Annotated in this window: 22 protein-coding genes; 10 read left to right on the top strand and 12 right to left on the bottom strand. The window is 64.5% G+C overall.

Annotated elements, in window-relative coordinates; translation table 11 throughout:
• Positions 1-44 precede the first annotated feature (44 nt).
• On the bottom strand, positions 45-1,016 hold the full coding sequence (gene egtD / locus GGD66_RS36590) for an L-histidine N(alpha)-methyltransferase (RefSeq protein WP_177237220.1): 972 nt from the start codon (positions 1,014-1,016) through the stop codon (positions 45-47).
• Between the two features lie 50 nt (positions 1,017-1,066).
• Positions 1,067-2,362: an ergothioneine biosynthesis protein EgtB gene (egtB, locus tag GGD66_RS36595; protein WP_183261536.1), complete on the bottom strand. Its 1,296-nt coding sequence runs from the start codon at positions 2,360-2,362 to the stop codon at positions 1,067-1,069.
• 239 nt (positions 2,363-2,601) lie between these two features.
• Between egtB and grxD the strand changes: the two genes are divergently transcribed.
• The 4 genes from grxD to GGD66_RS36615 are packed head-to-tail and all read left to right on the top strand — an operon-like array spanning position 2,602 to position 6,080.
• Entirely contained in the window at positions 2,602-2,928 is a 327-nt protein-coding gene (grxD, locus tag GGD66_RS36600; RefSeq protein ID WP_018316580.1) for a Grx4 family monothiol glutaredoxin, read from the top strand.
• A 3-nt stretch (positions 2,929-2,931) separates the two neighbouring features.
• The gene (locus tag GGD66_RS36605) at positions 2,932-3,483 is read left to right on the top strand and encodes an O-acetyl-ADP-ribose deacetylase (protein ID WP_183261538.1); all 552 of its coding nucleotides are present in this window, start codon (positions 2,932-2,934) and stop codon (positions 3,481-3,483) included.
• A gap of 46 nt (positions 3,484-3,529) precedes the next feature.
• Positions 3,530-4,816 carry a serine hydrolase gene (locus GGD66_RS36610; protein ID WP_183261541.1) on the top strand — a complete coding sequence of 429 codons (1,287 nt, stop codon included), beginning with the start codon at positions 3,530-3,532 and terminating at the stop codon, positions 4,814-4,816.
• 1 nt (position 4,817) lies between these two features.
• The gene (locus GGD66_RS36615) at positions 4,818-6,080 is read left to right on the top strand and encodes a serine hydrolase (RefSeq protein ID WP_183261543.1); all 1,263 of its coding nucleotides are present in this window, start codon (positions 4,818-4,820) and stop codon (positions 6,078-6,080) included.
• A 63-nt stretch (positions 6,081-6,143) separates the two neighbouring features.
• Here GGD66_RS36615 and GGD66_RS36620 read toward each other — a convergent pair whose 3' ends face one another.
• The 6 genes from GGD66_RS36620 to murI all read right to left on the bottom strand — a co-directional run bounded on the left by GGD66_RS36620 (position 6,144) and on the right by murI (position 11,146).
• A complete protein-coding gene (locus GGD66_RS36620; RefSeq protein ID WP_183230026.1) occupies positions 6,144-7,211 on the bottom strand; it encodes a low specificity L-threonine aldolase in 1,068 nt (355 codons plus the stop codon).
• An 89-nt stretch (positions 7,212-7,300) separates the two neighbouring features.
• Complete coding sequence (gene rpsD / locus GGD66_RS36625; RefSeq protein ID WP_018316575.1) at positions 7,301-7,918, bottom strand: 30S ribosomal protein S4; 618 nt, start codon at positions 7,916-7,918, stop codon at positions 7,301-7,303.
• Positions 7,919-8,196: 278 nt separating this feature from the next.
• Positions 8,197-8,964, bottom strand: coding sequence for an acyltransferase (locus GGD66_RS36630; protein WP_018316574.1), 768 nt, complete (start codon positions 8,962-8,964; stop codon positions 8,197-8,199).
• A gap of 103 nt (positions 8,965-9,067) precedes the next feature.
• Positions 9,068-9,451, bottom strand: a complete 384-nt coding sequence (locus tag GGD66_RS36635) for a cupin domain-containing protein (RefSeq protein WP_018316573.1) — start codon at positions 9,449-9,451, stop codon at positions 9,068-9,070.
• A gap of 68 nt (positions 9,452-9,519) precedes the next feature.
• Positions 9,520-10,293: an HpcH/HpaI aldolase/citrate lyase family protein gene (locus GGD66_RS36640; protein ID WP_183261545.1), complete on the bottom strand. Its 774-nt coding sequence runs from the start codon at positions 10,291-10,293 to the stop codon at positions 9,520-9,522.
• Positions 10,294-10,354: 61 nt separating this feature from the next.
• A complete protein-coding gene (murI, locus tag GGD66_RS36645) occupies positions 10,355-11,146 on the bottom strand; it encodes a glutamate racemase (RefSeq protein ID WP_092259074.1) in 792 nt (263 codons plus the stop codon).
• 242 nt (positions 11,147-11,388) lie between these two features.
• On the opposite strand from murI, the gene GGD66_RS36650 reads away from it, so the two are divergent.
• Positions 11,389-12,030: a glutathione S-transferase family protein gene (locus tag GGD66_RS36650; protein WP_092259077.1), complete on the top strand. Its 642-nt coding sequence runs from the start codon at positions 11,389-11,391 to the stop codon at positions 12,028-12,030.
• Positions 12,031-12,040: 10 nt separating this feature from the next.
• Here GGD66_RS36650 and GGD66_RS36655 read toward each other — a convergent pair whose 3' ends face one another.
• Both GGD66_RS36655 and GGD66_RS36660 read right to left on the bottom strand, forming a co-directional pair.
• A complete protein-coding gene (locus GGD66_RS36655) occupies positions 12,041-12,847 on the bottom strand; it encodes a Crp/Fnr family transcriptional regulator (RefSeq protein WP_018316569.1) in 807 nt (268 codons plus the stop codon).
• A 252-nt stretch (positions 12,848-13,099) separates the two neighbouring features.
• Entirely contained in the window at positions 13,100-14,179 is a 1,080-nt protein-coding gene (locus GGD66_RS36660) for a SecDF P1 head subdomain-containing protein (protein WP_183261547.1), read from the bottom strand.
• A gap of 250 nt (positions 14,180-14,429) precedes the next feature.
• Between GGD66_RS36660 and GGD66_RS36665 the strand changes: the two genes are divergently transcribed.
• The 4 genes from GGD66_RS36665 to GGD66_RS36680 all read left to right on the top strand — a co-directional run bounded on the left by GGD66_RS36665 (position 14,430) and on the right by GGD66_RS36680 (position 22,032).
• Positions 14,430-16,337: an acyl-CoA synthetase gene (locus GGD66_RS36665; protein ID WP_183261549.1), complete on the top strand. Its 1,908-nt coding sequence runs from the start codon at positions 14,430-14,432 to the stop codon at positions 16,335-16,337.
• A gap of 165 nt (positions 16,338-16,502) precedes the next feature.
• Positions 16,503-18,344, top strand: a complete 1,842-nt coding sequence (locus GGD66_RS36670; protein ID WP_183261551.1) for a caspase family protein — start codon at positions 16,503-16,505, stop codon at positions 18,342-18,344.
• Positions 18,344-20,221: a caspase domain-containing protein gene (locus GGD66_RS36675; protein ID WP_409362396.1), complete on the top strand. Its 1,878-nt coding sequence runs from the start codon at positions 18,344-18,346 to the stop codon at positions 20,219-20,221. Before GGD66_RS36670 ends, GGD66_RS36675 begins: the two co-directional genes overlap by 1 nt.
• A 23-nt stretch (positions 20,222-20,244) precedes the next feature.
• Complete coding sequence (locus GGD66_RS36680; RefSeq protein WP_183261596.1) at positions 20,245-22,032, top strand: caspase family protein; 1,788 nt, start codon at positions 20,245-20,247, stop codon at positions 22,030-22,032.
• A 24-nt stretch (positions 22,033-22,056) separates the two neighbouring features.
• Here GGD66_RS36680 and GGD66_RS36685 read toward each other — a convergent pair whose 3' ends face one another.
• Together GGD66_RS36685 and purB are read right to left on the bottom strand one after the other, a co-directional pair.
• The gene (locus tag GGD66_RS36685; RefSeq protein ID WP_092259086.1) at positions 22,057-23,229 is read right to left on the bottom strand and encodes a M20 aminoacylase family protein; all 1,173 of its coding nucleotides are present in this window, start codon (positions 23,227-23,229) and stop codon (positions 22,057-22,059) included.
• 106 nt (positions 23,230-23,335) lie between these two features.
• A complete protein-coding gene (gene purB, locus GGD66_RS36690; RefSeq protein WP_018316561.1) occupies positions 23,336-24,643 on the bottom strand; it encodes an adenylosuccinate lyase in 1,308 nt (435 codons plus the stop codon).
• Between the two features lie 557 nt (positions 24,644-25,200).
• On the opposite strand from purB, the gene GGD66_RS36695 reads away from it, so the two are divergent.
• Complete coding sequence (locus GGD66_RS36695; protein ID WP_018316559.1) at positions 25,201-25,788, top strand: TetR family transcriptional regulator; 588 nt, start codon at positions 25,201-25,203, stop codon at positions 25,786-25,788.

Genomic DNA, 25,788 nt, shown 5'->3' on the forward strand with positions numbered 1-25,788 from the left:
ATGCGCTGCGGGGAAAGCGCTCTCGCGGAGAGCGGCCGCAGCGTTTACTCCGCCACTTCCAGCGCATGCACCGAGAACATCTTCGCCGCATCCGTCCAGCTCTCGCGGACGCGCCAACCCGCGCCCTGTGCCAGCGCGGCAAAACGCTCGATGCTGTATTTGTAGCTGTTCTCGGTGTGAATGCTTTCGCCCGGGCGGAACGAAAAGCTGGTGCCGAGCAGGCGCACGGTCTGGCTCTTCTTGCTGAACAGGTGCATCTCGATGCGGTGCCGCTCGCGATTGTAGATCGCGCGATGGGTGAAGGCGGAGAGGTCGAAATTGCCGCCAAGCTCGCGGTTGATCCGCACGAGAACATTGAGGTTGAAGCGCGCGGTGACGCCGGCGGCGTCGTTATAGGCATCGAACAGCACGCGCTCATCCTTCTCGAGGTCGGCGCCAATGATCATCTGCGCGCCCCGACCCAGGATCGCGCGTGCGCTCTTCAGGAAGGCCTGGGCTTCATGCGGCTCGAAATTGCCGATGGTCGAGCCCGGAAAGAAGCCGACCTTGGGCATCGAGGCGACGGCCCTCGGCAGCTCGAACGGCGTGGTGAAATCGGCGGTCACCGGATAGATGCCGAGCGACGGGAAGTCTCGCTTCAGGCCGTTCGCCTGCGCCTTGAGGAAGTCACCGGAGATGTCGACGGGGACATAGGCCGCGAACCTGCAATGGTTGAGCAGCAGGCGGACCTTCGTCGTTGCGCCGGCGCCGAACTCGACCAGTGCGGCGTGCTCCGGAATGATCTTCGCGATCTCGCTGCCACGATCCTTCAGGATCGAGAGCTCGGTCCGCGTCGGATAATATTCCGGCAGGCGCGTGATCGCCTCGAACAGCTCCGATCCCGTCGCGTCGTAGAAATATTTCGGCGACAGTGTTTTGGGCTGCTGCGAGAGGTCCTTGATGGCCTCGCGGGCGAAGGCGGTGGTCTGTTCGTCGGGAAGATGGGCTTCGGCCAAAGCGCTGGCGTGCACATTCATGATACTCTCCTGAACGCGCTGTCCGGCGCGCATCTGTCGTCGGATGAGAACTAGTCGTAATCGGCGAGCCGCAGTCCCGTGAACTGCCAGCGGTGGTGCGGATAAAAGAAGTTCCGATAGGTGATACGGCTGTGGCCTTCCGGAGTTGCAAGCGAGGAGCCTCGCAGTACCAGCTGGTTGACCATGAACTTGCCGTTGTACTCGCCGAGCGCGCCTTCGATGGCCCGGTAGCCGGGATAGGGCGCGTACGAGCTGCGGGTCCACTGCCAGACGATGCCGAAGGCGTCGTTGAGTTGGCGGGCGCGGGCCGCGACCTCCCACTCCATTTCGGTCGGCAGATGTTTGCCAGCCCAGCGCGCAAAGGCGTCGGCTTCGTAGTAGCTGATATGGCAGACCGGCGCGGTGGGATCGACCGGCTTCACACCGGCCAGCGTCATCACGTTCCACTGGCCATCGATCTCGCGCCAGTAACCCGGGGCCTGCCAGTCTTCCTTGCTGGCTGCGGCAAAGCCGTCCATCAGCCACAGCGTCGCACGCCGGTATCCGCCGTCCCGCATGAAGGCCAGCCACTCGGCATTGGTGACGAGATTGCGAGCGACCCTGACCGGGCCGACGAGGGCGCGATGCGCCGGCTTCTCATTGTCGAAATGAAAGCTGTCGTCGACATGGCCGACGGTGTGGATGCCCTCGTTCAGCGTCAGCCAGTCATCGGCGGCGCGCGTCGCGGCCGGGAAGCGCCAGTCCGGGTCATAGGCCGGATAGACCGGGTTCTGCGCGAAGGCGTGCAGGATGTCGGTGAACATCAATTCCTGGTGTTGCTGCTCGTGGTTGAGCCCGACCTCGACCAGCGGTGCGATCGCGCGAAGCTTGTCCTCTCCCGCCTCGCGGAAGAATTTCACGACCGCCGCATCGACATAGTTGCGATAGGCGCCGACCTCGTTTGCGCTGGGACGGGTGATATCACCGCGATGATTGCGGGCATGACGCGGGCCGGCGGCGACGTAATAGGAATTGAACAGGAACGCGAAATCGGGGTGGAAGGGCCGGTAGCTAGCCGCGTGCTCGCCGAGCAAAAATTGCTCCCAGAACCAGGTGGTATGGGCCCGGTGCCATTTCGTCGGGCTCGCATCCGGCATGGACTGGATCTGCTGGTCCTCCGGCGACAGTGGCGCAGCGCGGCGTTCGGTCTCGTTGCGGACGGCGAGAAAGGCGTCTTCCAGCCGCTGGGCGAGGTTACCGGCAGAGGACAGTGACGAAAGCGAGGGGGCGGCCGTAGCGGAGGCTTGTTTCGTCACGTTTTTCTCCAGACAGGACAAGAGAACGTTGTTGGCGTTGCCCGGTTCCAAAACCTGGGTTCGTCCTAGATAGGGGCTCCGTTACGGTATGAAAGTCCTCCCCGGCGATGATATTGATGTCATCAGCCTATGGATCCGGCCGGGGGCAAACCGGTCAGCGGGGGCGTGTCGCCGCCATTTTACTTTGGATGCACAACGGTTTGGGCTACATATATAGGCAGGTATCGGGTTAGATCGGCTGAGCCAGCCCGAATTGATTGGTGGGGGCTCCGCCCCAGAAGGACACGGAAATGAGCATCGAGGAATTCATCGCCAACGAAGTGAAGTCGAACGACGTGGTTCTGTTCATGAAGGGCACGCCGCAATTTCCGCAGTGCGGTTTCTCCGGCCAGGTCGTCCAGATCCTCGACCATATCGGCGTCGGCTATAAGGGCCTCAACGTTCTCGAATCCGCCGAACTGCGCAACGGCATCAAGACCTTCTCCAACTGGCCGACCATCCCGCAGCTCTATGTGAAGGGCGAGTTCGTCGGCGGCTGCGACATCGTCCGCGAGATGTTCCAGGCCGGTGAATTGCAGCAGCTTTTCACGGAGAAGGGCGTCGTCGTCGCGGCCTGATAGGTGACCCAGCTGACGCGCCGGATTGGCGGCGCCGAGCTCGAGGTCATTGTCGCAGACATCACCACACTGAGCGTTGACGCCATCGTCAACGCGGCCAACACGTCGCTCCTTGGTGGGGGCGGCGTGGATGGTGCGATCCATCGGGCGGCGGGGCCCGATCTGGTTGCCGAATGCCGCATGCTCCACGGCTGCAAGACGGGTGATGCCAAGATCACCAAAGGCTACCGGCTCAAGGCTGCCCATGTGATCCACACCGTCGGACCGGTCTGGAATGGCGGCACGCTCGGAGAGGACGATCTGCTCGCGTCCTGTTATCGCCGCTCGATGGAGCTGTGCGGGAAGCACAAGTTCACCTCGGTGGCATTTCCCGCGATTTCGACCGGCATTTTCCGCTTTCCAGCCGACCGGGCGGCCGATATCGCCGTTCGTACGACAATCGAAGGGCTTGCTGCGGCGCCACCCGTTGTCCGTGTGGTGTTCTGTTGCTTCGCTGAGCCGAGCGCCAAGCTCCACGCCGAGGCGCTTGCGCGACACGCCGGCCCTTGTGCCTGATGGCGCGCTCAGTACACTCCGCCGGGCCATGTTCCGGGGAGGGGATATGATTTCACAGTCTGGACTGCGTGCGCTGGTCTGCGGCGCGCTGGTGTCGCTCGGCGCGATGTCGCTGGCGCGAGCGGAGGGCACCTACGAGATTCCGGCCGGGGCGCATTTCAATCAGGACAAGCTCGGCAAGATCAGCGAATTCTTCAAGAACGAGGTTGCGACCGGCAAGATCGCCGGCGCGACCGTGCTGATCCGGCAGCACGGCAAACCGGTCTATCACGAAGCCTTCGGCGTGCAGGACGTGGTCAGCAAGGCGCCGATCACGGACAAGACGATCTTCCGCCTGTTCTCGATGTCCAAGGCGATCACTTCGGTGGTCGCGATGCAATTGGTCGAGGACGGCAAGATCAAGTTGGATGATCCCGTCTCGAAGTACATTCCGTCCTTCGCCAGTGTGAAAGTCGGCGTCGAGAAGAAGGCGGAGGACGGCACCAAGTCGCTCGAGCTGGTGCCGCCGAACCGGCCGATGACGGTGCATGATTTGATGACGCACACATCGGGCATCACCTATGGCTTCTATGGCGACAGCCTTGTCCGCAAGGCCTATCGCGATGCCAACATTTACGCAGGCGATTTCGACCTCGCCGAGTTCGCCGAGCGCATCGCCAAGCTGCCGCTGCACAACCAGCCGGGCGCGCTCTGGCAATACGGCCATTCCACCGACGTGCTGGCACGCGTGATGGAGATCGCGGCCGGCAAGCCGCTGATCGACATCATGCGCGAGAAGCTGCTCGATCCGCTCGGCATGGTCGACACCGGCTTTTTCGTCACCGCTCCCGAGAAGCAGAAGCTGCTGGCGCAGCCGGTGCCGAACGACAGCGACTTCCGCGTTGGCCGGATCAATGATCCGACCGTGGTCAAGAAGATGCAGTTCGCCAGCGGTGGCATGGTGACGACCATGGCCGATTATGAGCGCTTCGCGCAGATGCTGCTCAACGGCGGCAGCCTCGACGGCAAGACCATTCTCAAGCCTGAGACGTTCAAGCTGATGACGACCGATCAGCTCGGCCCCAAATCAGGCGTCGACCGCGACTATTTCTATTTCCCCGGCGACGGTTTCGGCTTCGGCCTCGGGCTCGCGGTGCGCACCGACCCCGGCAACGCAAAACCGCCGCCGCCCGGCAATCTCGGCGAGTTGAAATGGGACGGCGCCTCCGGCTGCTATTTCGTCATCGATCCCAAGCAGGACATGTTCTTCGTGCTGCTGGAGCAGACCCCGACCGAGCGCCAGCGCGTGCAGCGGACGTTGAAGCTGTTGGTCTATGAAGCCATGGAAAAGTGACATGTTCGGGCGCCGCGCTTTCATCGCGGCGCTCGTGCTTCTGGTCGGAGCGGTCGGTGCGAAGGCCGGCTCCGAAGCACGCAGCGCTCGCACTCTCTCGGCCCAAGGGCTGGCGAAGGTCTCCGACTACATCCGCAACGAGATCGTGACCGGCAAGATTCCCGGCGCCATTCTGCTGCTCCAGCAGCATGGCAAGCCGGTCTATTACGAGAATTTCGGCGTTCGCGATGTCGCGACCGAGAGTTCGATGAGCGCGGACACGATCTTCCGTCTCTATTCGATGTCGAAGCCGATCACCTCGGTCATGGCGATGATGCTGGTCGAGGAAGGCAAGCTCGCGCTCGAGGATGCCGTCGCAAAGTACATTCCGGCCTTTGCCGATATGAAGGTCGGCGTCGAGAAGAAGGCGGAGGACGGCAAGGTCTCGCTGGCACTGGAGCCGCTGCAGCGTCCCGTCACGATCAAGGATCTGCTGCGCCACACCGCGGGGCTGCCTTACGGTTCTTCTGGCGGCGGCGCGGTGCGCGAGCTCTATGCGGCCGCCAACCTCTTCAATGGCGATGTTTCCAACGCCGATTTCGTCGCGAAGCTCGCGGCACTGCCGCTCGCCGAGCAGCCGGGCACGCTGTGGGACTACGGCTTTGCCACCGACGTGCTCGGCCGGGTTGTCGAGGTCATCTCGGGCAAGACGCTGCTGCAGTTCGAGAAGGAGCGGCTGCTCGACCCGCTCGGCATGACGGAGACGGCGTTCTACGTCACCGACCCCGCCAAATTCCCACGCATCGCCGAACCGATGCCGGATGATCGCAACATCAATGCAACGACACCGGTTCGCGACATCAGGCGCCCGGCGATCTGGCAATCGGGCGGTGCCGGCCTCGTCGGCACAGTCGGCGACTACGCCCGCTTCGCGCAGATGCTGCTGAATGGCGGCAGCTATGAAGGCCGGCGCTATCTCAAGCCCGAGACCATCGCGCTGATGGCGTCGGATCATGTCGGGCCGGAAACGAAGATCGCGCGCGATCCGAACTATTATCCGGGCGGCAGTTCCGGCTTCGGCCTCGGCTTCGCGGTGCGCACCTCGGTGCCGCCGGGGACGTCATGGCCGCTCGGCGAATATCGCTGGGACGGCGTCGGCGGCACCTTCTTCTTCATCGATCCCGAAGACGATCTGTTCGGGATCTTCATGGTGCAGACCCCGTCGCAACGCGGCCGGATTCAGCTGGCGTTGAAGACGCTGATCTATCAGGCGATGGGGCGGTAGACTCTCGTTTTGACGCGTTTTCTTTACGCGAACCGGTATCCACTTCGCTCGAAAACGCGCTGACTACGCCCCGCGCACGATCTCGCGCACGTACCCGATGGTCTCCTCGATCTGGGCCGCATCGACGTCGAGATGGGTGCAGGCGCGGATGCGGCCATCCATCATCGCAAGTGTCACGCCGCGCTGGCGCAGTGCCGCGACCATCTTGTCGCCGGCAATGCCGGCGCCGTCGGGCTTGAAGAACACGAGGTTGGTCTCGGGCTCCTGCACCTCGACGCCGGGGATCTGCGACAGCCCGCGGGCAAGCGCGCGCGCATTGGCGTGGTCGTCGGCGAGGCGCTCGACATGGTGGTCGAGCGCGTAGATGCAGGCGGCCGCGCAGATTCCGGCCTGCCGCATCGAGCCGCCGAGGCGCTGCTTCCACTGCCAGACCGCATCGATGAAGGCGCGCGAGCCCGCGAGCACGCCGCCGATCGGCGCGCCCAGGCCTTTGGAGAAATCGATCCAGGCCGAATCCCAGCCCGCCGTCATGTCACGCGGGGAGATGCCGCTGGCGACGGTGGCGTTGAGCAGGCGCGCGCCGTCCATGTGGGTGACGAGGCCGTGCTGCTTCGCGATCGCGACGATCTCGTCGAGTGCGGCCTTTTTCCAGATCGTGCCGCCGCCGATATTGGCGGTCTGCTCGACGCTGACGACGGTCTGCGGCGGTTGGTAGCGCGTGCGTGGATGCAGTGCTTTCCGGAACGTCTCCGGCGTGAACTGGCCGTCGGGACCCCTAAGCTGGGTGACCTGGAAGCCGCCGATCGCGGCATGCGCGCCGCCTTCGCGGGCGATGATGTGCGCGGTCTCATGCGCCAGGATCTCGTCGCCGGGGCGGCAATGCACCAGCGTCGCGGTGACGTTGCACATGGTGCCCGAGGGCATGTAGACCGCGGCTTCCTTGCCCATCAGTGCGGCGACGCGCTCGCACAGCGCGTTCACGGTCGGATCGTCACCGACCTGCTCGTCGCCGACCTCGGCGCGCGCCATGGCGTCGCGCATCGCGGCCGTCGGCTTGGTCTGCGTGTCCGAGAGCAGATTGATGCGCACCGGCGGCGCCTTGGGATCGATCGGGGGAGGGGTGTAGAGCATGCGACGGCTCCTAACGCATTTGCGGCCACTGAATTGTGGCTCTTAAGCAAAAAGGCCCCGGCGAACCGGGGCCTTTCGATATTCAGATCTTAGCGCGAATAGAATTCGACGACCAGATGGGGCTCCATCTGCACCGGGAACGGCACGTCGGAGAGGCCGGGGATGCGCACGTATTTCGCGGTCATCTTGCCGTGGTCGACTTCGAGATAGTCGGGAGTGTCGCGCTCAGGGAGCTGGCTGGCTTCCAGCACGTGGGCGAGCTGCTTGGAGGCTTCCTTGACCTCGATCACGTCGCCGACCTTGAGCTGATAGCTCGAGATGTTGACCTTGCGGCCGTTCACCTTGATGTGGCCGTGGTTGATGAACTGGCGAGCGGCGAAGATCGTGGAAACGAACTTGGCGCGGTACACGACCGCGTCGAGACGACGCTCCAGCAGGCCGATCAGGTTCTCGCCGGTGTCACCCTTGAGGCGGCTCGCCTCGACATAGATGCCGTGGAACTGACGCTCGGAGATGTTGGCGTAGTAGCCCTTCAGCTTCTGCTTGGCGCGCAGCTGCACGCCGAAGTCCGAGAGCTTGCCCTTGCGACGCTGGCCATGCTGGCCGGGGCCGTATTCGCGGCGATTCACGGGGCTCTTCGGGCGGCCCCAGATGTTCTGGCCCATACGGCGATCGAGTTTGTACTTCGCCTCACTGCGCTTAGTCATCGCGTCCTCTTCAGGTACATGGTTTGAGGAAACGCGCCCTCCTGTGTGACGGGCTAGCCCGGCACTGACAGGTCCGATCCCCAAAGCTTCAAGGGAGAGGACCACGGGTCGCGAAACGCTTCGCGGGCCGAAATCGGCCCGCGAGCAGGCGGCTTTTAGGGGAGTTTGGGGTTCGCTGTCAATTGTTTAGCCCGTCATTCCGGGCGATGCGCCAGCATCGACCCGGAAATCTCGAGGTTCCGGGTTCGGCTCTGCGAGCTGCCCCGGAACGACGGTGCTTATGTCCCGACCACTCTTATCGGCTTTGATCCCGCCGCCCGCAATTCGGCAGCGATTTCAGTGTTCAGGACCTGTTCCAGCCGGGTCAGGACGCGGGCGATCGGGGCCGCATCAGTAACCCGGTGATCCCAGCGGATCACGACATGAATGGTCTGGTCGGGCTCGACCAGGCCGTAGCTGACGATGAAGGGGCCCGGCGTGATCGGGTGAAGCTCGCCGCCGCCATAGGCGGCCACCGAGCTCACCGCAAAGCTGCCGAACCAGTTGCCGCGCTGGCGGCCGAAATTGAGGCCGATCGCCCAGGACAGGCGCCGCAGCGGCAGCGGCAGGCGGGTTGCCCGCATGATCTTCCGGAACATCGGAACGTCTGCGATCGGCGCCGTTTTGCCGCGCCGGATCTCGGCATCGACCGCGGCCAGCGCCATGGCCTCGGGAGCCGCGATTCGCTGCGGCATCACGCATTCCTCGCCGTCCTCGACCCGGGCGATCGCCACCGACGCCACGCTGTTCGGCAATTCGTAGAACGTCGGCCAGGGCCATTTGGCGTAGACGGTGCGCAGGATCGGCTCGTCCCTGGCGACCAGGGCGAACGCCTTGACGAAGGTGGCAGCCCAGCCGGCCGGCGTGGCGGCTCCGGCGCGTGCCTCGAGCAGGGGGCGGATATTGAGCGAACGGGAGAGCGAAACGAACGGCACGTCCATCGACGCGCGCATGAGGTCGCAAATCAGGCGGCGCGGCAGCGAAATGGGCTTTGGCGTCCCCCGCATCGGTCTTCGGTTCCTACAGATGAAAAAATGTGCAGCGAGCGGGTCCCGCCCGCCGTTTCCTTTAGCACGAACCAACCCGCCAGGGGTTGAACGGTTCGACCAATCAGGGAGCCGGCGAAGCCAGCGGCTTGGTCTTGTCGACGACATAAACTCCAAGCACTTTCATGGCTTTATCGCCATGAGCCTTGGCGTCATGCACGACGCCTGCCGGGATCTGGTAGGAATCGCCGGCTTTCAAGGTCTTCTCCGGCTGCCCGTCGACGAGGAGATTGAGCTCGCCTTCCAGCACATAACCGGTCTCAATTCCGGGATGGGTATGGCGTCCGGCCGCGCCGCCCGCCGGGACCTCCGCAATGGCGGTGACGGTATTATAGCCCTCCGGAAATTCGACTTTCTGGAGCGGGGTGCGCTTGATGCCAGGCTGCTGGGCGAAGGCGGCGACGGCGAGGCCGGTAAAGGTCAGAGCGAGCAAAGTCTTCTTGAGCATGGTTTTTCCTCCCTATTCGGCCGACCCTAGCAGGGCCGCAGTTCCCGGCAAGGTGGCAGTCGGCCTGCTCAGCGCCTGATGCCCTCGAACGCCGCCATGATGCCGCGCTGGAGCAGCGACCAGTCGAAGCCCAGCGCGATCGCGCGGTAACCGCGGTCGACCAGGGCGTTGGCCTGGTCGGCGGAGCGGGCCACGCCGCCGATCGGCACGCCGCTTCTGAGGATGCCGGCCTCGGCGCGCGCGACCAGCTCCAGCAGTTCCGGATCGTCCATCTGGCCGCGCTTGTTGATGGATGTCGCGAGATCGCCGGGCCCGATCACCGCGACGTCGATGCCCGGCGTCGCCATGATCTCGTCGATGCGGTTGACGGCATCGACATGCTCGATGGTGATCATGCAGATCATCTCGTCGTCGGCGCTCGCCATGTAGTCCGGCATCGACTGGCCCCAGCGGAACGGGGCGTGGAACGGACCCCAGAGCCGGTCGCCGCGCGGCGGGTAGCGCACGCTGCGGACCGCCTTCTCAGCATCGTTGCGGTTCGTGATCATCGGAAAGTTGATGCCGAAGGCGCCGATGTCCATCGGGGCTTTCGCAAGCCACGGCTCATTCGCCGCGATCCGCACCAGGGGCGTGCACGGCGTGCCTGTGGTCGCGGCGATCATCGCATGCGCTTCGGTCAGTCCGATGGGACCATGCTCGAGATCGACGATGATCCAGTCGAGCGAGCGCGCCATGATCTGCACTATCTGCACGCTCGGGATGGTCGCGATCGCGCCGAAAGCGGGGCGGCCATCGCGCCACAATTGGCGGAGGCGGTTGAGCGGCGGAGTCCGGACCGACATGGAAAGGCCTGCAGTGAGGTGACGACGGCAAAACCTAGCAGCGCGGCGCCGATGCGCAAAGTCAGGCCAGCGCGCGGCCGCCGAAGAACGGCGTCAGCGTAGCCGAAAGGCCGTGCACGCGGTTCGAGGTGAAGATCATTTCGGCGCCGGCCTGTGCGATGCCGCCGATGCGCGGGCCGAGCAGATCCGAGACGCGGCGGGCGATCGCCGGCGCGGGATCGATCCAGTCGACCGGCCAGGGTGCCAGCCGCTTCAGCCGGTCGAGCAGCAGCGGATAATGTGTGCAGGCGAGCACGACGGTGTCGGTGCGCGAGGTCGCGTCTTCGCCGACGAAGCAGGGGGCGAGTTCGGCCAGGATGTCGCCGTCGCTGACGGAAGTGCCGCTGAGCTCGGCTTCAGCCAGCGAGGCAAGCTCGGGCGAGCCGACCAGCGTCACCTCGCAGCCCTGCGCGAAATCGCGGATCAGGGCCTTGGTGTATTCGCGCTTCACCGTGCCCTTGGTGCCGAGCACCGAGACGCGGCGGGTCCTCGATTGCGCGCAGGCCGGCTTGATCGCCGGCACCGTACCGACGAAGGGCACCGAATAAGCGGCGCGCAAGTGGGACAGGACCAGGGTGGACGCCGTGTTGCAGGCGATGACGACGATATCAGGGTCATGCGTGCCGATCAGCTCACCCATCAGCGGCACGACGCGGGCGATGATCTCGTCCTCGCTGTGGTGGCCGTAGGGGAAGAAGGCGTCGTCGGCGACGTAGGCGAAATGGGCGTCCGGACGCGCGGCCACGACCTCGCGGAGCACCGTGAGCCCGCCAAGGCCGGAATCGAACACCAGGATCGTCGGAGGATTGGTCACGTCATTACCCTAGCCCGTCATGGTTACCATTCGGTTTTTAGGGCGATTTTGCGGCGGGGCCGTTTTGGAGGGAGGCTGGACGCGCCGCGGACAGGACATACCCGGTGGGCTGGGCCCCGGCTCTGCAGCGCCGTCGAAGCGGCGCCGCGCTGCGTCCGGGACACAAGACCGAGATGCGTCCCCGGCAATGGCAGGCTATACGCGTCTTCACGACATGCCCAACTTACCGCTGCAGGGGCCTCATGCTCACCGTCCATCATCTCGGCAAGTCTCAGTCCGAGCGCATCGTCTGGCTGTGCGAGGAGCTGGGGCTTGACTACGAGCTGAGGCGCTACGCCCGCGATCCCGTCACCATGCTGGCGCCGCCGGAGTACAAGGCGCTGCACCCGAGCGGGGCAGCGCCCGTCGTGACCGACGGCGATCTCGTGCTCGCGGAGTCCGGCGCCATCGTCGACTACATCGTCGCAAAGTACGGCAACGGCCGTCTGGTACTCGGCCCCAATGATCCCGCCTTCCCGCAGTTCCTGTACTGGCTTCACTTCGCCAATGGCACGTTGCAACCCGGCATGGGGCGGATGATGATTCTGAATCGACTCGATCTTGCAAAGGACAACCCGACCCTGCTTGCCATGAAGGGACGGCTCGATCGCTCCTACGATCTCCTCGACGCCCGCCTTCGCGATGCCGAATATCTGGCGGGCAACGCCTTCACCACCGCCGACATCATGATGGGCTTTTCGCTGACGACGATGCGCTACTTCCAGCCCTACGATGTCCAACGCTGCCCGAACGTGGTCAAGTATCTCGGCCGCGTCAGTGCCCGCCCGGCCTATCGGCGCGCGATGGAGAAGGGCGATCCCGGCATGGCGCTGCTGCTAGGCTGAGCAGCGGCGATCACGCGATCCTGTTCGTCGTGGCCGCCCGCTCCGTGGCGAGCTGCTTCTGCAAACGATCGATGTTCTGCAGCAGGCGCTGGCTGGTCAGCACCAGGAAATAATAGCCGAACTGCGGGTCCTGGAAGTAGATCTCGAGCAGCCGGTCGTAGGTGATCGTCAGCACCTGGCCGTCCTCGATGCATTCGATCGTTCCTGTGCGCCGGTTGTCGGGCGTCAGGAAGCCGAGCTCTCCCATCAGCGCTCCGGGCCCGATCTCGACATTGATCTCCTTGACCAAGAACTTGCCGGTGACCGTGAGGAGCATCTCCTTGGCAGGATCGCCCAGTTTGAACAGCGTGTCGCCGCTTCGATATTTGCGCTCGGTCATGAATGGCTTGAGCCATTCGATCGACATGTCGCCTTCGGCGGCATGGCGCGCCTTCTTGACCAGCTTGAGCATCTGCCGCAGGCGCAGGGCGTTGATCGGAAGCAGCAGCAGATAGAGCAGGAACGTCGCGACGTTGGCGGAGAGCGCGCCGAAAACGGCGAAGAACGCGCAGCCGATCATGTTGGCGACGCGCAGCGGCACCATGGTCCGCATCAAGAGGGTGGCGACGAAGAAACCGGCGCCGACCGCGGCGAACAGATTGGCAAACGTGATGTTGTGGACGAAGATCTCAAGGAGCCTATTGAAGATCGCGTCATAGGTGACGTTGTTCGGATCCAGGCCCATCTGCACCAGGATCTTCGCGATCCTGAGGTTGTCCGTTGCCGCATCGAGAATGCGGTCGAGGATCGAGGAAATGTCTGCGCTGCCGGACGGCATGGTACTAACCCCGCGTAAGGCTTTCAGTCCTGGTCGGTATGCTCGACACGTATAGCCGAAATCGAATGACGGCCGCCTGAAATGAAGCCTTTGGCCGTCACGCCGCAAGAGGCAAATTTTAGCCTGATCGGGCGTTTCGGCAATTGCCCGTTGGTTGTGCGTCCGGCCGCAACGCGGCCGTGATTCGGGGCGGGCTTCGGCGTCGCGGAACGGCCGGATGCCGCTGGTGGGGCGCGTCTGACGATCTTCGCCTTATGGCTTGGCGGCGGGTTGGATGACCTGCTGCTCGACGAGGCCAAGACGTCCGGGCAGCGAGCCGGCGCGCAGCAGCATGGCGACGCTGTTGGCCTCTTCCAGGGTGAAGTTGCCGGAAATCTGGACGGAGCCGCCGGTGATGGGCTCGCGGATCACCGGGGAGGAGATCACCTTGTCGTCGAGCGCGATGGCGAAGGGCATTCCAACGTTCTCTGCGGTGATGTGAGCGAAGCGCCGCGTACCGCGGCCGTTGAAGCGGAACGAGGCGATCGGCTCCTTAGCGCCGCTCGAGAATCCCGGTCCCGCGTAGCTGATGTCGTCGCCGTCGAGCGCGCTGGCCTTGACGAGATAGGGAAGCTTGTCCTTGAAGCCGAACATCACTTCCGTGCCCGCCGGAGGCGTGCCGGATTGCGCCTGCTCCGCCGACATCGTGACATCGATCAGGCGGAAGCTGACCTTGACCTTCCTGGCGAAGATCGCGGTGATGCGCTCGGGCTCCGTCGTGCCCGGCAGAAAGATGCGGATGCGGTCCGTTCCCTCAGGCTGGACGCTGGCCAGAGTGACGCCGGCGTCCTTGAGGCGCTGCTCGATCATGGCGATGGAATCCTCGACGAGATCGCGCAGCCGTGCGGCGGATGCGGCATCGGTCGGCGCGAGCCTGATCAGCCCGTCTCCGGCGTCGGTCACGGCGAGCGCGTGCGTGGGCAATCCCTCTGCCGCCGAGGCGAGCTTGCGCGTCAGCAGCTCGCGGCCCTTGGCGTCCGCGATCTTGACCTCGACGCCGCCGTCACGAATCGCAAGGCCGGAGAAGGCGATCCGGCCCTCGCGCAGGGTCTTGTAGACGTCGTCGCGCAGATCCGTAGTGACCGCCTCCCGCAAGGCGTCACTGTCCACCTTGTAGATGATGCGCGATCCGCCCAGCTTCTCCATCTTGTCGGTGATGAATGCCGCGATCTTGGCCCGCATCTTGTCGAGCTGGCCGTCCGCGGCGAATGTTGCGGAGGGCAGCGCGATGGCTGTTGAGATAGCGCACGCGGCGATCAGCCGTGTGATGCGGTTCCGCAGGGGTGTCGTCATGATGACCTCAAGTCTTGCGGCAGGGCGCTGGCGAGCGAATTCAGTGCCAGTTCTTGGTCCCCGGATCGGCCGCAGAGGTTCAAGCGCCTTAGGTTCGCGTTCGAGCGCCGCAGCCCGTTGGCAATGGACGAACGCCAAATCATCCATCATTCTGTCGGCGCCCCGGCCGGCCATCGGTCGGGGCCTCGCCGACCCAAAAATGTCAAAAGACAGGGGGCGGGGACATACATCTGAGGGAGGACGGAATTCCATGGCGGGCATCCACGCGCTCGATCGGCTGATTGGCAATGACTATCCGGATCTTTTGACCGACGAGGAGGTCCGGGCGTTCGAGCGGGTCCCCTATGCGGACCGTATCGCTGCCGAGAGCACGTTTGACGCCATCAAATTGGGCGCGGCGCGTAATCCCGACGGTGCGGCGATCCAGTTTCTGCAAAATGCTGATCCCGCCGACACGCCACTGGTGGTCACCTACCGCGATTTCCATGCGCGCGTCACGCAGGCTGCCAACATGTTTCACGCGCTCGGCGCGGAGAAAGACGACGTCATCAGCTTCATGCTGCCGCTGGTGCCGGATGCCTTCGTGACGCTGTTCGGCGCGGAGGCCGCCGGCATCGCCAATCCCGTCAATCCGCTGCTCGAGCCGCACCAGATCGCGGAGATCCTTGAAGCTGCGAACACCAAAATCCTGGTGGCGCTCGGGCCGATGCCGGGCACCGACATCTGGCAGAAGGTCGAGCAGATCCGTCCGCAGCTCAAGCACCTCAAGGCGATCGTGCAGGTGTTCGGCGGCGGCGATCCGGCGAATGGCATCTTTGCTTTCAGCGACCTGATCAAGCAGCATCCGTCGGATCAGCTTGTCAGCGGGCGCAAGATTTCGGGTGCCGACATCGCGGCCTATTTCCACACCGGCGGCACCACCGGCACGCCCAAGCTGGTGCGGCACACGCATACCAACCAGGTCTACCAGGCCTGGGCGCTCAACCTGCTGCTAAGGGCGAAGCCCGGTGCCAATTTGCTGTTCGGCATGCCGTTGTTTCACGTCGGGGGATCGCTGACCCAGGTGCTGACGATGCTGTCGGGCGGCGGCTCGCTGGTCGTGCTGTCGCCGAGCGGCTGGCGCAATCCGAATGCGGTGAAGAATATCTGGAAATTGGTCGAGCGCTTCAAGCCGGAAGCGCTGTCGAGCGTGCCGACGGTGCTCGCCGCAACGCTCGCGGTGCCACCTGATCAAGCCGACATCTCAAGCCTGAAATATGCCGCCGGAGGCGGCTCGGCGATCCCCGTCGCGGTCGGCTCGGCGATCCAGGACAAGCTGAAGCTGCCCGTGGTCGAGGTCTACGGCATGACCGAGACCTCGAGCGTGCACACGCTGGCCTATCCATCACGGCCGATCCGGCTCGGCTCGGTCGGCCTTCCCATGCCTTATGCGCGCGTGCGCATCGTGCAACTCGATGCCGATGGCCGCCTGATCCGCGACTGCGCGCCTGATGAGATCGGCGTCGTCATCATGGCAGGGCCCGGCGTGTTCGGCGGCTATCTCAACGACGAGCACAACAGGGGCGCGTTCGTCGACGAAGTCTGGGTCAATTCCGGCGATCTCGGCCGGCTCGACGCCGACGGCTATCTCTGGATCACCGGTCGCGCCAAGGACCTCGTGATCCGTGGTGGCCATAACATCGATCCCGCGCCGGTCGAGGAGATCATGTTCCGGCATCCCGCGGTCGGCTTCGCCGCCGTAGTCGGCCAGCCCGACGCCTATGCCGGCGAACTGCCGGTGGGCTACGTGCAGTTGAAGCCCGGCGCGACCGTGGAGCCCGGCGAACTGGAATCCTGGGTTCGCGAGCGCACGCCGGAGCGGGCCGCCGTCCCGGTGCAGGTCATTCCGATCGACCCGATGCCGGTGACCGGTGTCGGCAAGGTGTTCAAGCCGCAGTTGCGCTGGGACGCGGCCGAGCGCGTGTTCACCAAGGTGCTCACGCCGCTGGTCGAGCGCGGCATCGATTGCAGGGTTAAAGTCGGTGCCCATGGCAGTCACGGATCGATCGCCACCGTGACCCTTGCCGGCCTGCCGTCGGACCAGCGCGAGGCCGTTGCGAGCGAGGTACACGCGCTGCTTGCACCCTTCGTGATGCGCCACGAGGTGGTGCAAATGTAGCGGCACCGACAGACGGCGGCGTCACCTGGAAAAACCAGGGTGACGCTTCGCCGCATTATCCTTACCCCCGTTAGACCGGCTTGTGTGACAGGAATCACATAGGAAGAATTAGCAATCGGCGACGCTAGCGAATAGTCTCAGGGAATTGCATCCGGGGGGACGCAAGTGATTCCGTTTCGACTGTTTGTCTTGTTGATATTCGCGATTGGCCTTGCCTGCGGACCGGCGCATGCCGACCGGCGGGTCGCGCTCGTGATCGGCAATTCCGCTTACAAGAGCGCGCCGAAGCTCAGCAATCCAGTGAACGACGCCACGCTGGTCGGCGGCATGTTCAAGAAGGCGGGCTTTGATTCCGTCGACGTCAGGCTGGATCTCAGTGCCAGCGAGATGCGGCGCATGCTGCGCGAGTTTGCCGGCAGGTCGCGCGATGCGGACATGGCGGTGATCTATTACGCCGGCCACGGCATCGAGCTCGATGGAGCCAACTATCTCATTCCGACCGACGCGACGCTGGAGACGGATGGCGACGTTCTCGACGAGACCATTCCGGTCGAACGCGCGCTGTTCGCGGTCGAGCCGGCCAAGCAGCTGCGCCTGATCATTCTGGATGCCTGTCGCGACAACCCCTTCGCCAAGTCGATGAAGCGCACGCTGGCTTCACGCGCCGTCGGGCGCGGGCTCGCCAAGGTCGAGCCGACCAGCCCGAACACGATGATTGCGTTCGCGGCCAAGGCGGGATCGACGGCGTCCGATGGCGATGCGCGAAACAGTCCGTTCGCCGCTGCGCTGGTCGAGCATCTGCCGAAGCCGGGCCTTGATCTGCGCAAGGCCTTCGGCTTCGTGCGCGACGACGTGCTCAAGAGCACGAGCTACAAGCAGGAGCCCTATGTCTACGGCTCGCTCGGGGGCGACGACGTGCCCCTCGTCGTGCGGCCGGCCGCGACCGGTCCCCAGGCAAACCCGCAGGAAGCCATCCGCAGGGATTACGAGCTCGCGCTTCAGCTTGCGACGCGCGACGGCTGGGAAGCGTTTCTGGCGGCGTATCCGGACGGTTTCTACGCCAACCTGGCCAAGGGCCAGTTGAACAAGATCGCCGCCGAAGAGACGCGCGCTTCGGCTGAGCAAAAGGCGAAGGCCGCCGAGCAGGAAAAGACCAGGCTTATTGCCGAGCGCGCCCAGAAGGCCGAGCAGGAGAAGGCAGCAGCTGCTGCCAAGGCGGCGGAAGAGGCGCGGATCGCCGCAGAGAAGCAAAAGCAGATCGAGCAAGCGAAAGCGGAAGCGGCCGAGCACCAGCGCAAGGTGGCTGAGGCGGCGGCTGCGAAGGCGCTTGCCGAGAAGCAGGCAGTGGAGAAGGCCAAGGCCGAACTTGCCGCGAAGCAGGCGGCGGAGAGGGCTGAGCAGGCCGCAAAGCCGGCCGCCGATCGGCAGCTGCCCGAAGTCGAGAGCCAGAAAGTGGCCGCGCTCTCGCCGGGGCCGACACCCACATTGTCGGCGGCTGACCTCGCCAAATCCGTACAGAGCGAATTGCGCCGCGTCGGGTGCCTGACGTCGGCTGCTGAGGGCGAGTGGAGTTCGGCTGCGCAGCGCTCACTGACGCTGTTCAACAAATATGCCGGCACCCAGCTCGACGTGAAGCTCGCGAGCGTGAATGCGCTCGATGCGCTGAAGGCGAAGCCCGGACGGGTGTGCCCACTGGTGTGCAATTTCGGCTTCAAGGCCGACGGCGATCAATGCGTCAAGATCACCTGCCGCGCCGGCTATCGCGTCGGCGACGACAATGAATGCGAGAAGATCCAGGAAAAGAAGCCGGTCGCGACGCGCGAGGATGCGAGGAGGCGGGATGCGGATCGGAAACAGAGCGAGTCCGCGCCATCGGCGCCGCAGGCGTCGGGACAGATGATCTGCAACAACGCCGGATGCAGGCCGATCGCCAAGGGATGCCGGCTCGGAACTGCCAATCATCCTGCTACTCCCACGGTGAAGATACCGGCTGAAATATGCAACTGATGATGAAGCGCATCTTTCGGGCTTGCTCCATCGCGCTGACGGCCTTTGCCTTTTCTGTTGTTGCAGGCTGGCTCGGTTGCAGCCCGGCGCTCGCCGACAAGCGCGTCGCGCTCGTCATCGGCAACTCCGCCTACAAGAGCGTGCCGAAGCTTGCCAATCCCGCGAGCGACGCCGGCTTGATCGGCGGCATGTTGAGGAAGGCCGGCTTCGACACGGTCGACGTCAGGCAGGACTTGAACGCGTCTGAAATGCGCAAGGCGCTACGCGAATTCGGCGGGCGGACCCGGGATGCCGATGTCGCGGTGATCTACTATGCGGGCCACGGCATGGAGGTGGACGGCACCAACTATCTGATCCCGACCGATGCCGCGCTCGAGACCGACACCGACGTCTACGACGAAGCGTTACCGATCGATCGCGTGCTGGTGAGCATCGAAGCCGCCAAACAGCTTCGTCTCGTCATTCTCGATGCCTGCCGCGACAATCCGTTCGCCAAGTCCATGAAGCGCACGGTGGCCTCGCGCGCGATCGGCCGCGGCCTCGCCAAGGTCGAGCCAACCACTCCGAACACGATGATTGCGTTTGCGGCCAAGGCCGGTTCGACGGCATCCGATGGAGACTCCCGGAACAGCCCGTTCGCCACGGCTCTCTCGGACCACCTGCCAAAGCCCGGCCTGGATCTGCGCAAAGCGTTCGGCTTCGTGCGCGATGACGTGCTGCGGAGTACTGCGAACAAGCAAGAGCCTTTCGTGTATGGCTCGCTCGGCGGCGATGACGTGCCGCTCGTTCCTGCCAAGCCCGTTGCGACCGGCCCGCAACCCAATCCGCAGTCTGAGCTCAGGCGAGACTATGAACTTGCGCTCCAACTCGGCACCCGTGACGGCTGGGAAGCGTTCCTGGCGCAATATCCCGAGGGATTCTATGCGAATCTCGCCAAAGGCCAGTTGAACAAGATCGGCGCCGAAGAGACGCGTGCCTCAGCCGAGCAAAAGGCGAAGGCCGCCGAGCAGGAAAAGACCAGGCTTATCGCCGAGCGCGCCCAGAAGGCCGAGCAGGACAAGGCGGCTGCTGCGGCCAAGGTTGCCGAAGATGCCCGCATTGCCGCAGAGAAGCAGAAGCAGATCGAGCAGGCGAGGGCCGAGGCGGCCGAGCAGCAGCGCAAGATAGCGGAGGCGGCGGCAGCGAAGGCCTTGGCCGAGAAGCAGGCGGCGGAGAAGGCCAAGGCCGAGCTTGCTGCCAAGCAGGCGGCAGAAAAAGCTGAGCAGGCCGCGAAGCCGGCGGCCGACCGGCAGCTGCCCGAAGTCGAGAACCAGAAAGTGGCCGCGCTCTCGCCGGGGCCGGCACCCACATTGTCAGCGGCTGATTTGACAAAATCCGTGCAGAGCGAATTGCGCCGCGTCGGGTGCCTGACGTCGGCCGCTGAGGGCGAGTGGAGTTCGGCTGCGCAGCGCTCACTGACGCTGTTCAACAAATATGCCGGCACCCAGCTCGACGTGAAGCTCGCGAGCGTGGACGCGCTCGATGCGCTGAAGGCGAAACCGGGGCGGGTCTGCCCGCTGGTGTGCAATTTCGGCTTCAAGGCCGACGGCGACCAATGCGTCAAGATCACCTGCCGCGCCGGCTATCGTGTCGGCGACGACAACGAATGCGAGAAGATCCCGGAGAAGAAGCCGGTCGCGACGCGGGAGGACTCAAAGAAGCGGGATACGGAGCGTAAGCAAGTCGAGTCGACGCCGTCCAAGCCGCAGGCGTCTGGCCAGATATTCTGCAATGCTGCCGGTTGTCGCCCCGTTGGCAAGGGATGCAGAATAGAGCGCGCCAGCACCTCCGATGCGAGCTCGGTGATGGCTGGCCGCACGAGAGAGGTCTGCAATTGAGTGCGTATCGTCTCATTGCTGTGATGGCCTTGGCGACGTGGCTCGTTTGCGGGCCGGCCTATGCCGAGAAGCGCGTCGCGCTCGTGATCGGCAATTCCGCGTACAAGAACACGCTGCGGCTCACCAATCCCGTGAACGATGCCGCACTTGTCGGCGACATGTTCAAGAAGGCCGGCTTCGATGCGGTCGACGTCAAAACAGACCTCAATGCCTCCGAGATGCGGCGGACGCTGCGTGACTTTGCCGGCAGGGTCCGCGACGCCGACATGGCTGTGATCTACTACGCTGGCCACGGCATCGAGCTCGACGGCAACAACTATCTCATCCCGACCGACGCCATGCTGGAGACCGACGGAGACGTTCTCGACGAGACGGTTGCGCTTGATCGTGCGCTGTTCGCCGTCGAGCCGGCCAAGCGGCTGCGCCTTGTCATCCTCGACGCCTGCCGCGACAATCCCTTTGCCAAGACCATGAAGCGCATGGTGGCCTCGCGCGCGATCGGGCGAGGTCTTGCCAAGGTCGAGCCGACCAGCCCGAACACGATGATCGCGTTCGCTGCTAAGGCGGGATCGACGGCATCCGACGGCGATTCCCGCAACAGTCCCTTCGCCACGGCGCTGGTCGAGCACCTGCCGAAGCCGGGGCTGGATCTGCGCAAGGCGTTCGGCTTCGTGCGGGACGACGTTCTGAAGAACACCGGCAACAGGCAGGAGCCCTATGTCTACGGCTCGCTCGGCGGCGACGACGTGCCGCTGGTGCAGGCGAAGCCCGCCGCTGTCGCGGGGCCGCAGGCCAATCCACAGGACAGCGTGCGCAGGGACTATGAGCTTGCGCTTCAGGCGGGCCTGCGTGAGGCCTGGGAAGCTTTCCTGCAGACCTATCCGGACGGCTTCTACGCCAACCTCGCCCGCGTGCAGCTGAAGAAGATTGCCGCCGAGGAGGAGCGCACGGCGGCGACCGAGAAGGCACGGCAGGCCGAGCAGGAGAAGGTGAAGCTCGCCGCTGAACGGGCCCACAAGGCGGAGCTGGAAAAGGCCGCCGCTGCCGCCAAAGCCGCCGAGGATGCGCGGATCGCTGCGGAGAAGCAAAAGCAGATCGAGCAGGCGAAGGCTGAAGCAGCCGAGCGCGAGCGCAAGGTCGCCGAGGCGGCGGCCGCGAAAGCGCTCGCGGAGAAGCAGGTCATGGAGAAGGCGGCGGCCGACGCCGCCGCGAAGCACGTTGCGGAAAAGCAGGCCGCTGATGCCGAGAGCAAGAAGGTTGCAGCGCTTTCGCCGCCGCCGAGCTCCGCTCCGGCGCAAGATCTGCCGAGATCCGTGCAAGTCGAGCTGCGGCGCGTCGGCTGCATGAAGGCCGAGCCGTACAGCGAGTGGAGCGAGACGGCGCAACGCTCGCTGACGCTGTTCAACAAATACGCCGGCACCAAATTCGATGCGAAGATTGCGAACGCCGATGTGCTGGACGCCCTCAAGGGAAAGTCGGGGCGGGTGTGTCCCCTGGTTTGCGAGCGCGGCTTCAGGGCGGATGGAGACCAATGCAGCAAGATCGTGTGCCGTGCTGGTCACCGTATCAGCGACGACAACGAATGCGAGAAGATCCCGGAGAAGAAGCCCGTCGCGACGCGCGATGAACCCGCAAGACGTGACTCGGACCGGAAAAAGAGTGAGTCATCGCCGGCTGCTTCACAAGCGAATTCGTCCGGCCAGATCGTATGCACGAATGCCGGCTGCCGGCCCCTTCGTCCCGGCTGCAAGCTGGGACGATCGCCGAGCGTTGCCATTAACGGTGGCGGCTTGACCGAGGTCTGCAATTGAAGCGGCCCCCGCTGAGGCGAGGGATTACCCCGCCGGCATCCGCGTCTCGATCATGCGCACCCAGAACGAGGCGCCGTGGCCGAGGATGTTGTCGTTGAAGACATAGGCCGGGTGATGGCACTCGTTGCCGTCGCCCATGCCGACCAGCACCATCGCGCCGGGACGCGCCTCCAGCATGAACGAGAAATCCTCGGCGCCCATCATCGGGATGAACTTGTCGTTGACACGATCGGCGCCGACGATGTCGCGGGCGACGTCGGCGGCAAGGCCGGCCTCGCGCGCATGGTTCATCGTCACCGGATACATCCGGCTGTATTTGGTCTCGGCCGAACCGCCATAGGCGCGGGCGACGCTATCGGCGACTTCGCCGATGCGGCGCTCGACGAGATCGCGCACCTCGGGATCGAGCGTGCGCACGGTACCGCCGAGCTCGGCGACCTCCGGGATGATGTTGAAGGCGGTGCCGGAGTGGAATTGCGTGATCGAGATGACCGCCGACTTCAGCGGATCGACGTTGCGCGCCACGATCGATTGCAGCGCGTTGACGATCTGCGAGCCGATCAGCACGCTGTCGACGGATTTGTGCGGGCCCGCGCCGGCGTGGCCGCCCTTGCCGTGGACCGTGATCTGGATGTTGTCGGAGGAGGCCAGCATCGCGCCGGGCGTGGTTGCGAAATGGCCTTCCGGTAGGCCCGGCATGTTGTGCATGCCGTAGACCTCCTGGATGTTCCAGCGCGTCATCAACCCGTCCTCGACCATGGCCTTGCCGCCCCCGCCGCCTTCCTCGGCGGGCTGGAAGATCATGATCGCCGTGCCGTCGAAATTGCGCGTCTCGGCGAGATATTTGGCGGCGCCCAGCAGCATCGCGGTGTGGCCGTCATGGCCGCAGGCGTGCATCTTGCCGGGGACCTTCGACGCATAAGGCACGCCCGACGTCTCCATGATCGGCAGCGCGTCCATGTCGGCGCGGAGCCCAATGGTCTTGCCGGAGGCGGACTTGCGGCCGCGGATCACCCCGACAACGCCGGTGCGCCCGATACCCGTCACCACTTCGTCGCAGCCGAATTCGCGCAACTTCTCGGCGACGATGCCGGCGGTGCGGTGGACCTCGTAGAGCAATTCGGGGTTCTCGTGGAAGTCATGGCGCCAGGCGGCCATTTCGTCGGAGAGGGCGGCAACGCGGTTGACGATGGGCATGGGGTGGGATCCGTTTTTTCTTCGTAGGGTGGGTTAGCGTAGCGTAACCCGCCGCGATGCCGGGACGGAAGGCGGATTACGCTACGCTAATCCGCCCTACAAGATGTCAGCTTTCGCCGAACACGCGCTTGAAGATCGTGTCGACGTGCTTGAGGTGATAGCCGAGGTCGAACTGCTCCTCGATCTCGGCGTCCGAGAGATACTTCTTCACCTCGGTGTCCTTCTTCAGCAGCTGAAGGAAATCGCCTTCACCGCGCCAGACCGGCATCGCGTTGCGCTGCACCAGCTTGTAGGCGTCCTCGCGGCTCGCGCCCTTCTGCGTGAGCGCCAGGAGCACGCGCTGCGAATGCACGAGGCCGCCGAGGCGGTCGAGGTTCTTCTGCATGTTGGCGGGATAGACCAGGAGCTTGTCGATCAGGCCGGCGAGGCGCACCAGTGCGAAGTCGAGCGTCACGGTGGCATCCGGGCCCATCATGCGCTCGGCCGAGGAGTGCGAGATGTCGCGCTCGTGCCAGAGCACGACGTTCTCCAGCGCAGGCGTCACATAGGCGCGCACCATACGGGAGAGGCCGGTGAGGTTTTCCGACAGCACCGGGTTGCGCTTGTGCGGCATCGCGGAGGAGCCCTTTTGTCCTTCCGAGAAGAACTCTTCGGCCTCCAGCACTTCGGTGCGCTGCATGTGGCGGATCTCTACCGCGATGCGCTCGACCGAGGAGGCGATCACGCCGAGCGTCGAGAAATACATCGCATGGCGGTCGCGCGGGATCACCTGGGTCGAGATCGGCTCGGGGACGAGGCCCATGGCTTTCGCAACGTGCTCTTCGACGCGCGGATCGATCTGCGCGAAGGTGCCGACGGCGCCTGATATGGCGCAGGTCGCGACCTCCTTGCGCGCCGCGATCAGGCGCTCCTTGGCGCGCGAGAATTCGGCATAGGCATAAGCGAGCTTGAGGCCGAAGGTCACGGGCTCGGCATGAATGCCGTGGCTGCGGCCGATGGTCGGCGTCATCTTGTGCTCGAAGGCGCGCTTCTTGAGCGCGGCCAGCACCTTGTCGAGGTCGGCGAGCAGCAGGTCGGCGGCGCGGGTGAGCTGGACGTTGAGGCAGGTGTCGAGCACGTCGGACGAGGTCATGCCCTGGTGGACGAAGCGCGCCTCGGGGCCGACGATCTCGGCGAGGTGAGTGAGGAAGGCGATGACATCGTGCTTGGTCTCGCGCTCGATCTCGTCGATGCGGGCGACGTCGAAGGTGGCGTCCTTGGCCTTGGCCCAGACTGTTTTGGCGGCCTCCTTCGGGATGGTGCCGAGCTCGGCGAGGGCGTCCGCCGCATGCGCCTCGATCTCGAACCAGATCTTGAACCGGGTCTGCGGCTCCCAGATCGAGGCCATTTCCGGGCGGGTATAGCGGGGGATCATCTGATGGCTCCAGGAAGGTGGGCGGGCGATCCCGAGGGGCGGCGCCAGCCAAAATGCTTTTTACGCCGTGATTTAACAGAGCGGACAGGGCGAAACAAACGGTCTGGGCCCCGCGAGAGGGGGATTGCCGAGCTATCCACCGGACCGGAGGCAGGGGTTGGCGACCCCAGCCGCAAATATTAACTGTCAATCACGGATCATTGACTGACAGATATTGAAATCTGTCAGCGGGACGCGTATATCCGTTCTCGGACGCTCCGATTGGGCGTCCCGCGACAAGCCCCGGGGAGCCCGACATCCGAGCCAAGCTCGGATCGGAGGGCGGATTGAAGAGCGGGGACCGCGGACGAATGGAGACTTACGACAATGACAACCGAAATCATCAACCTCACCGGTGCGATTGGGCATTGGCTCAATTTGCTGGTGGCGCGCCAGATCGCGGCGCAGGCTGCAAAACTGCCTCATTAAGGCGAGAGCTTTCCGAAACGGCCGGCATAGGCGCTTCGGAAGCAGCTCCATCGCCGGATAACTGAGCCCAACGGGAACATGGTGCTGGCATGAATGAAGCCGTTGTCTTGACGCCGGAGCGGATCCTCGAAGTGACCGAGGACGTCTTGCGGCGTTACGGACTTGCCAAGGCCACCGTGGTCGACGTTGCCCGTGCGCTCGATGTGAGCCACGGCAGCGTCTATCGCCATTTCCCGAGCAAGGCCTCGCTGCGCGAGGCCGTCGCCAAACGCTGGCTGGACCGCATCGACGCGCCGCTCCGCCAGATCGCCGCGGAGCAGGGCCCGGCGCCGGCGCGGCTCGAGCGTTGGCTGCGCACGCTGTTCGCCGCCAAGCGTTCGCGCGTGCTCGACGACCCCGAGATGTTCGAGACCTATCTGACGCTGGCGCGCGAGGCCTGCGCGGCCGTCAAATGTCACAAGGACACCATGATCGACCAGATCTCGGCGATCCTGACTGACGGCGTGAAGCAGGGCGCATTCGCCATCGGCGACGTCAAGACCACCGCGCGCGCGATCTTCGATGCCACCGTCCGCTTCCACCATCCGGCGCATGCCGACGAATGGAAGGACGCCGATCTGCCGGCGCGTGTCGACGCGACGCTCGCGCTGGTGCTGCGCGGCCTGAAGGCGGCCTAG

Source organism: Bradyrhizobium sp. CIR48, from assembly GCF_014198315.1.
In the GTDB taxonomy this organism is placed as follows: domain Bacteria; phylum Pseudomonadota; class Alphaproteobacteria; order Rhizobiales; family Xanthobacteraceae; genus Bradyrhizobium.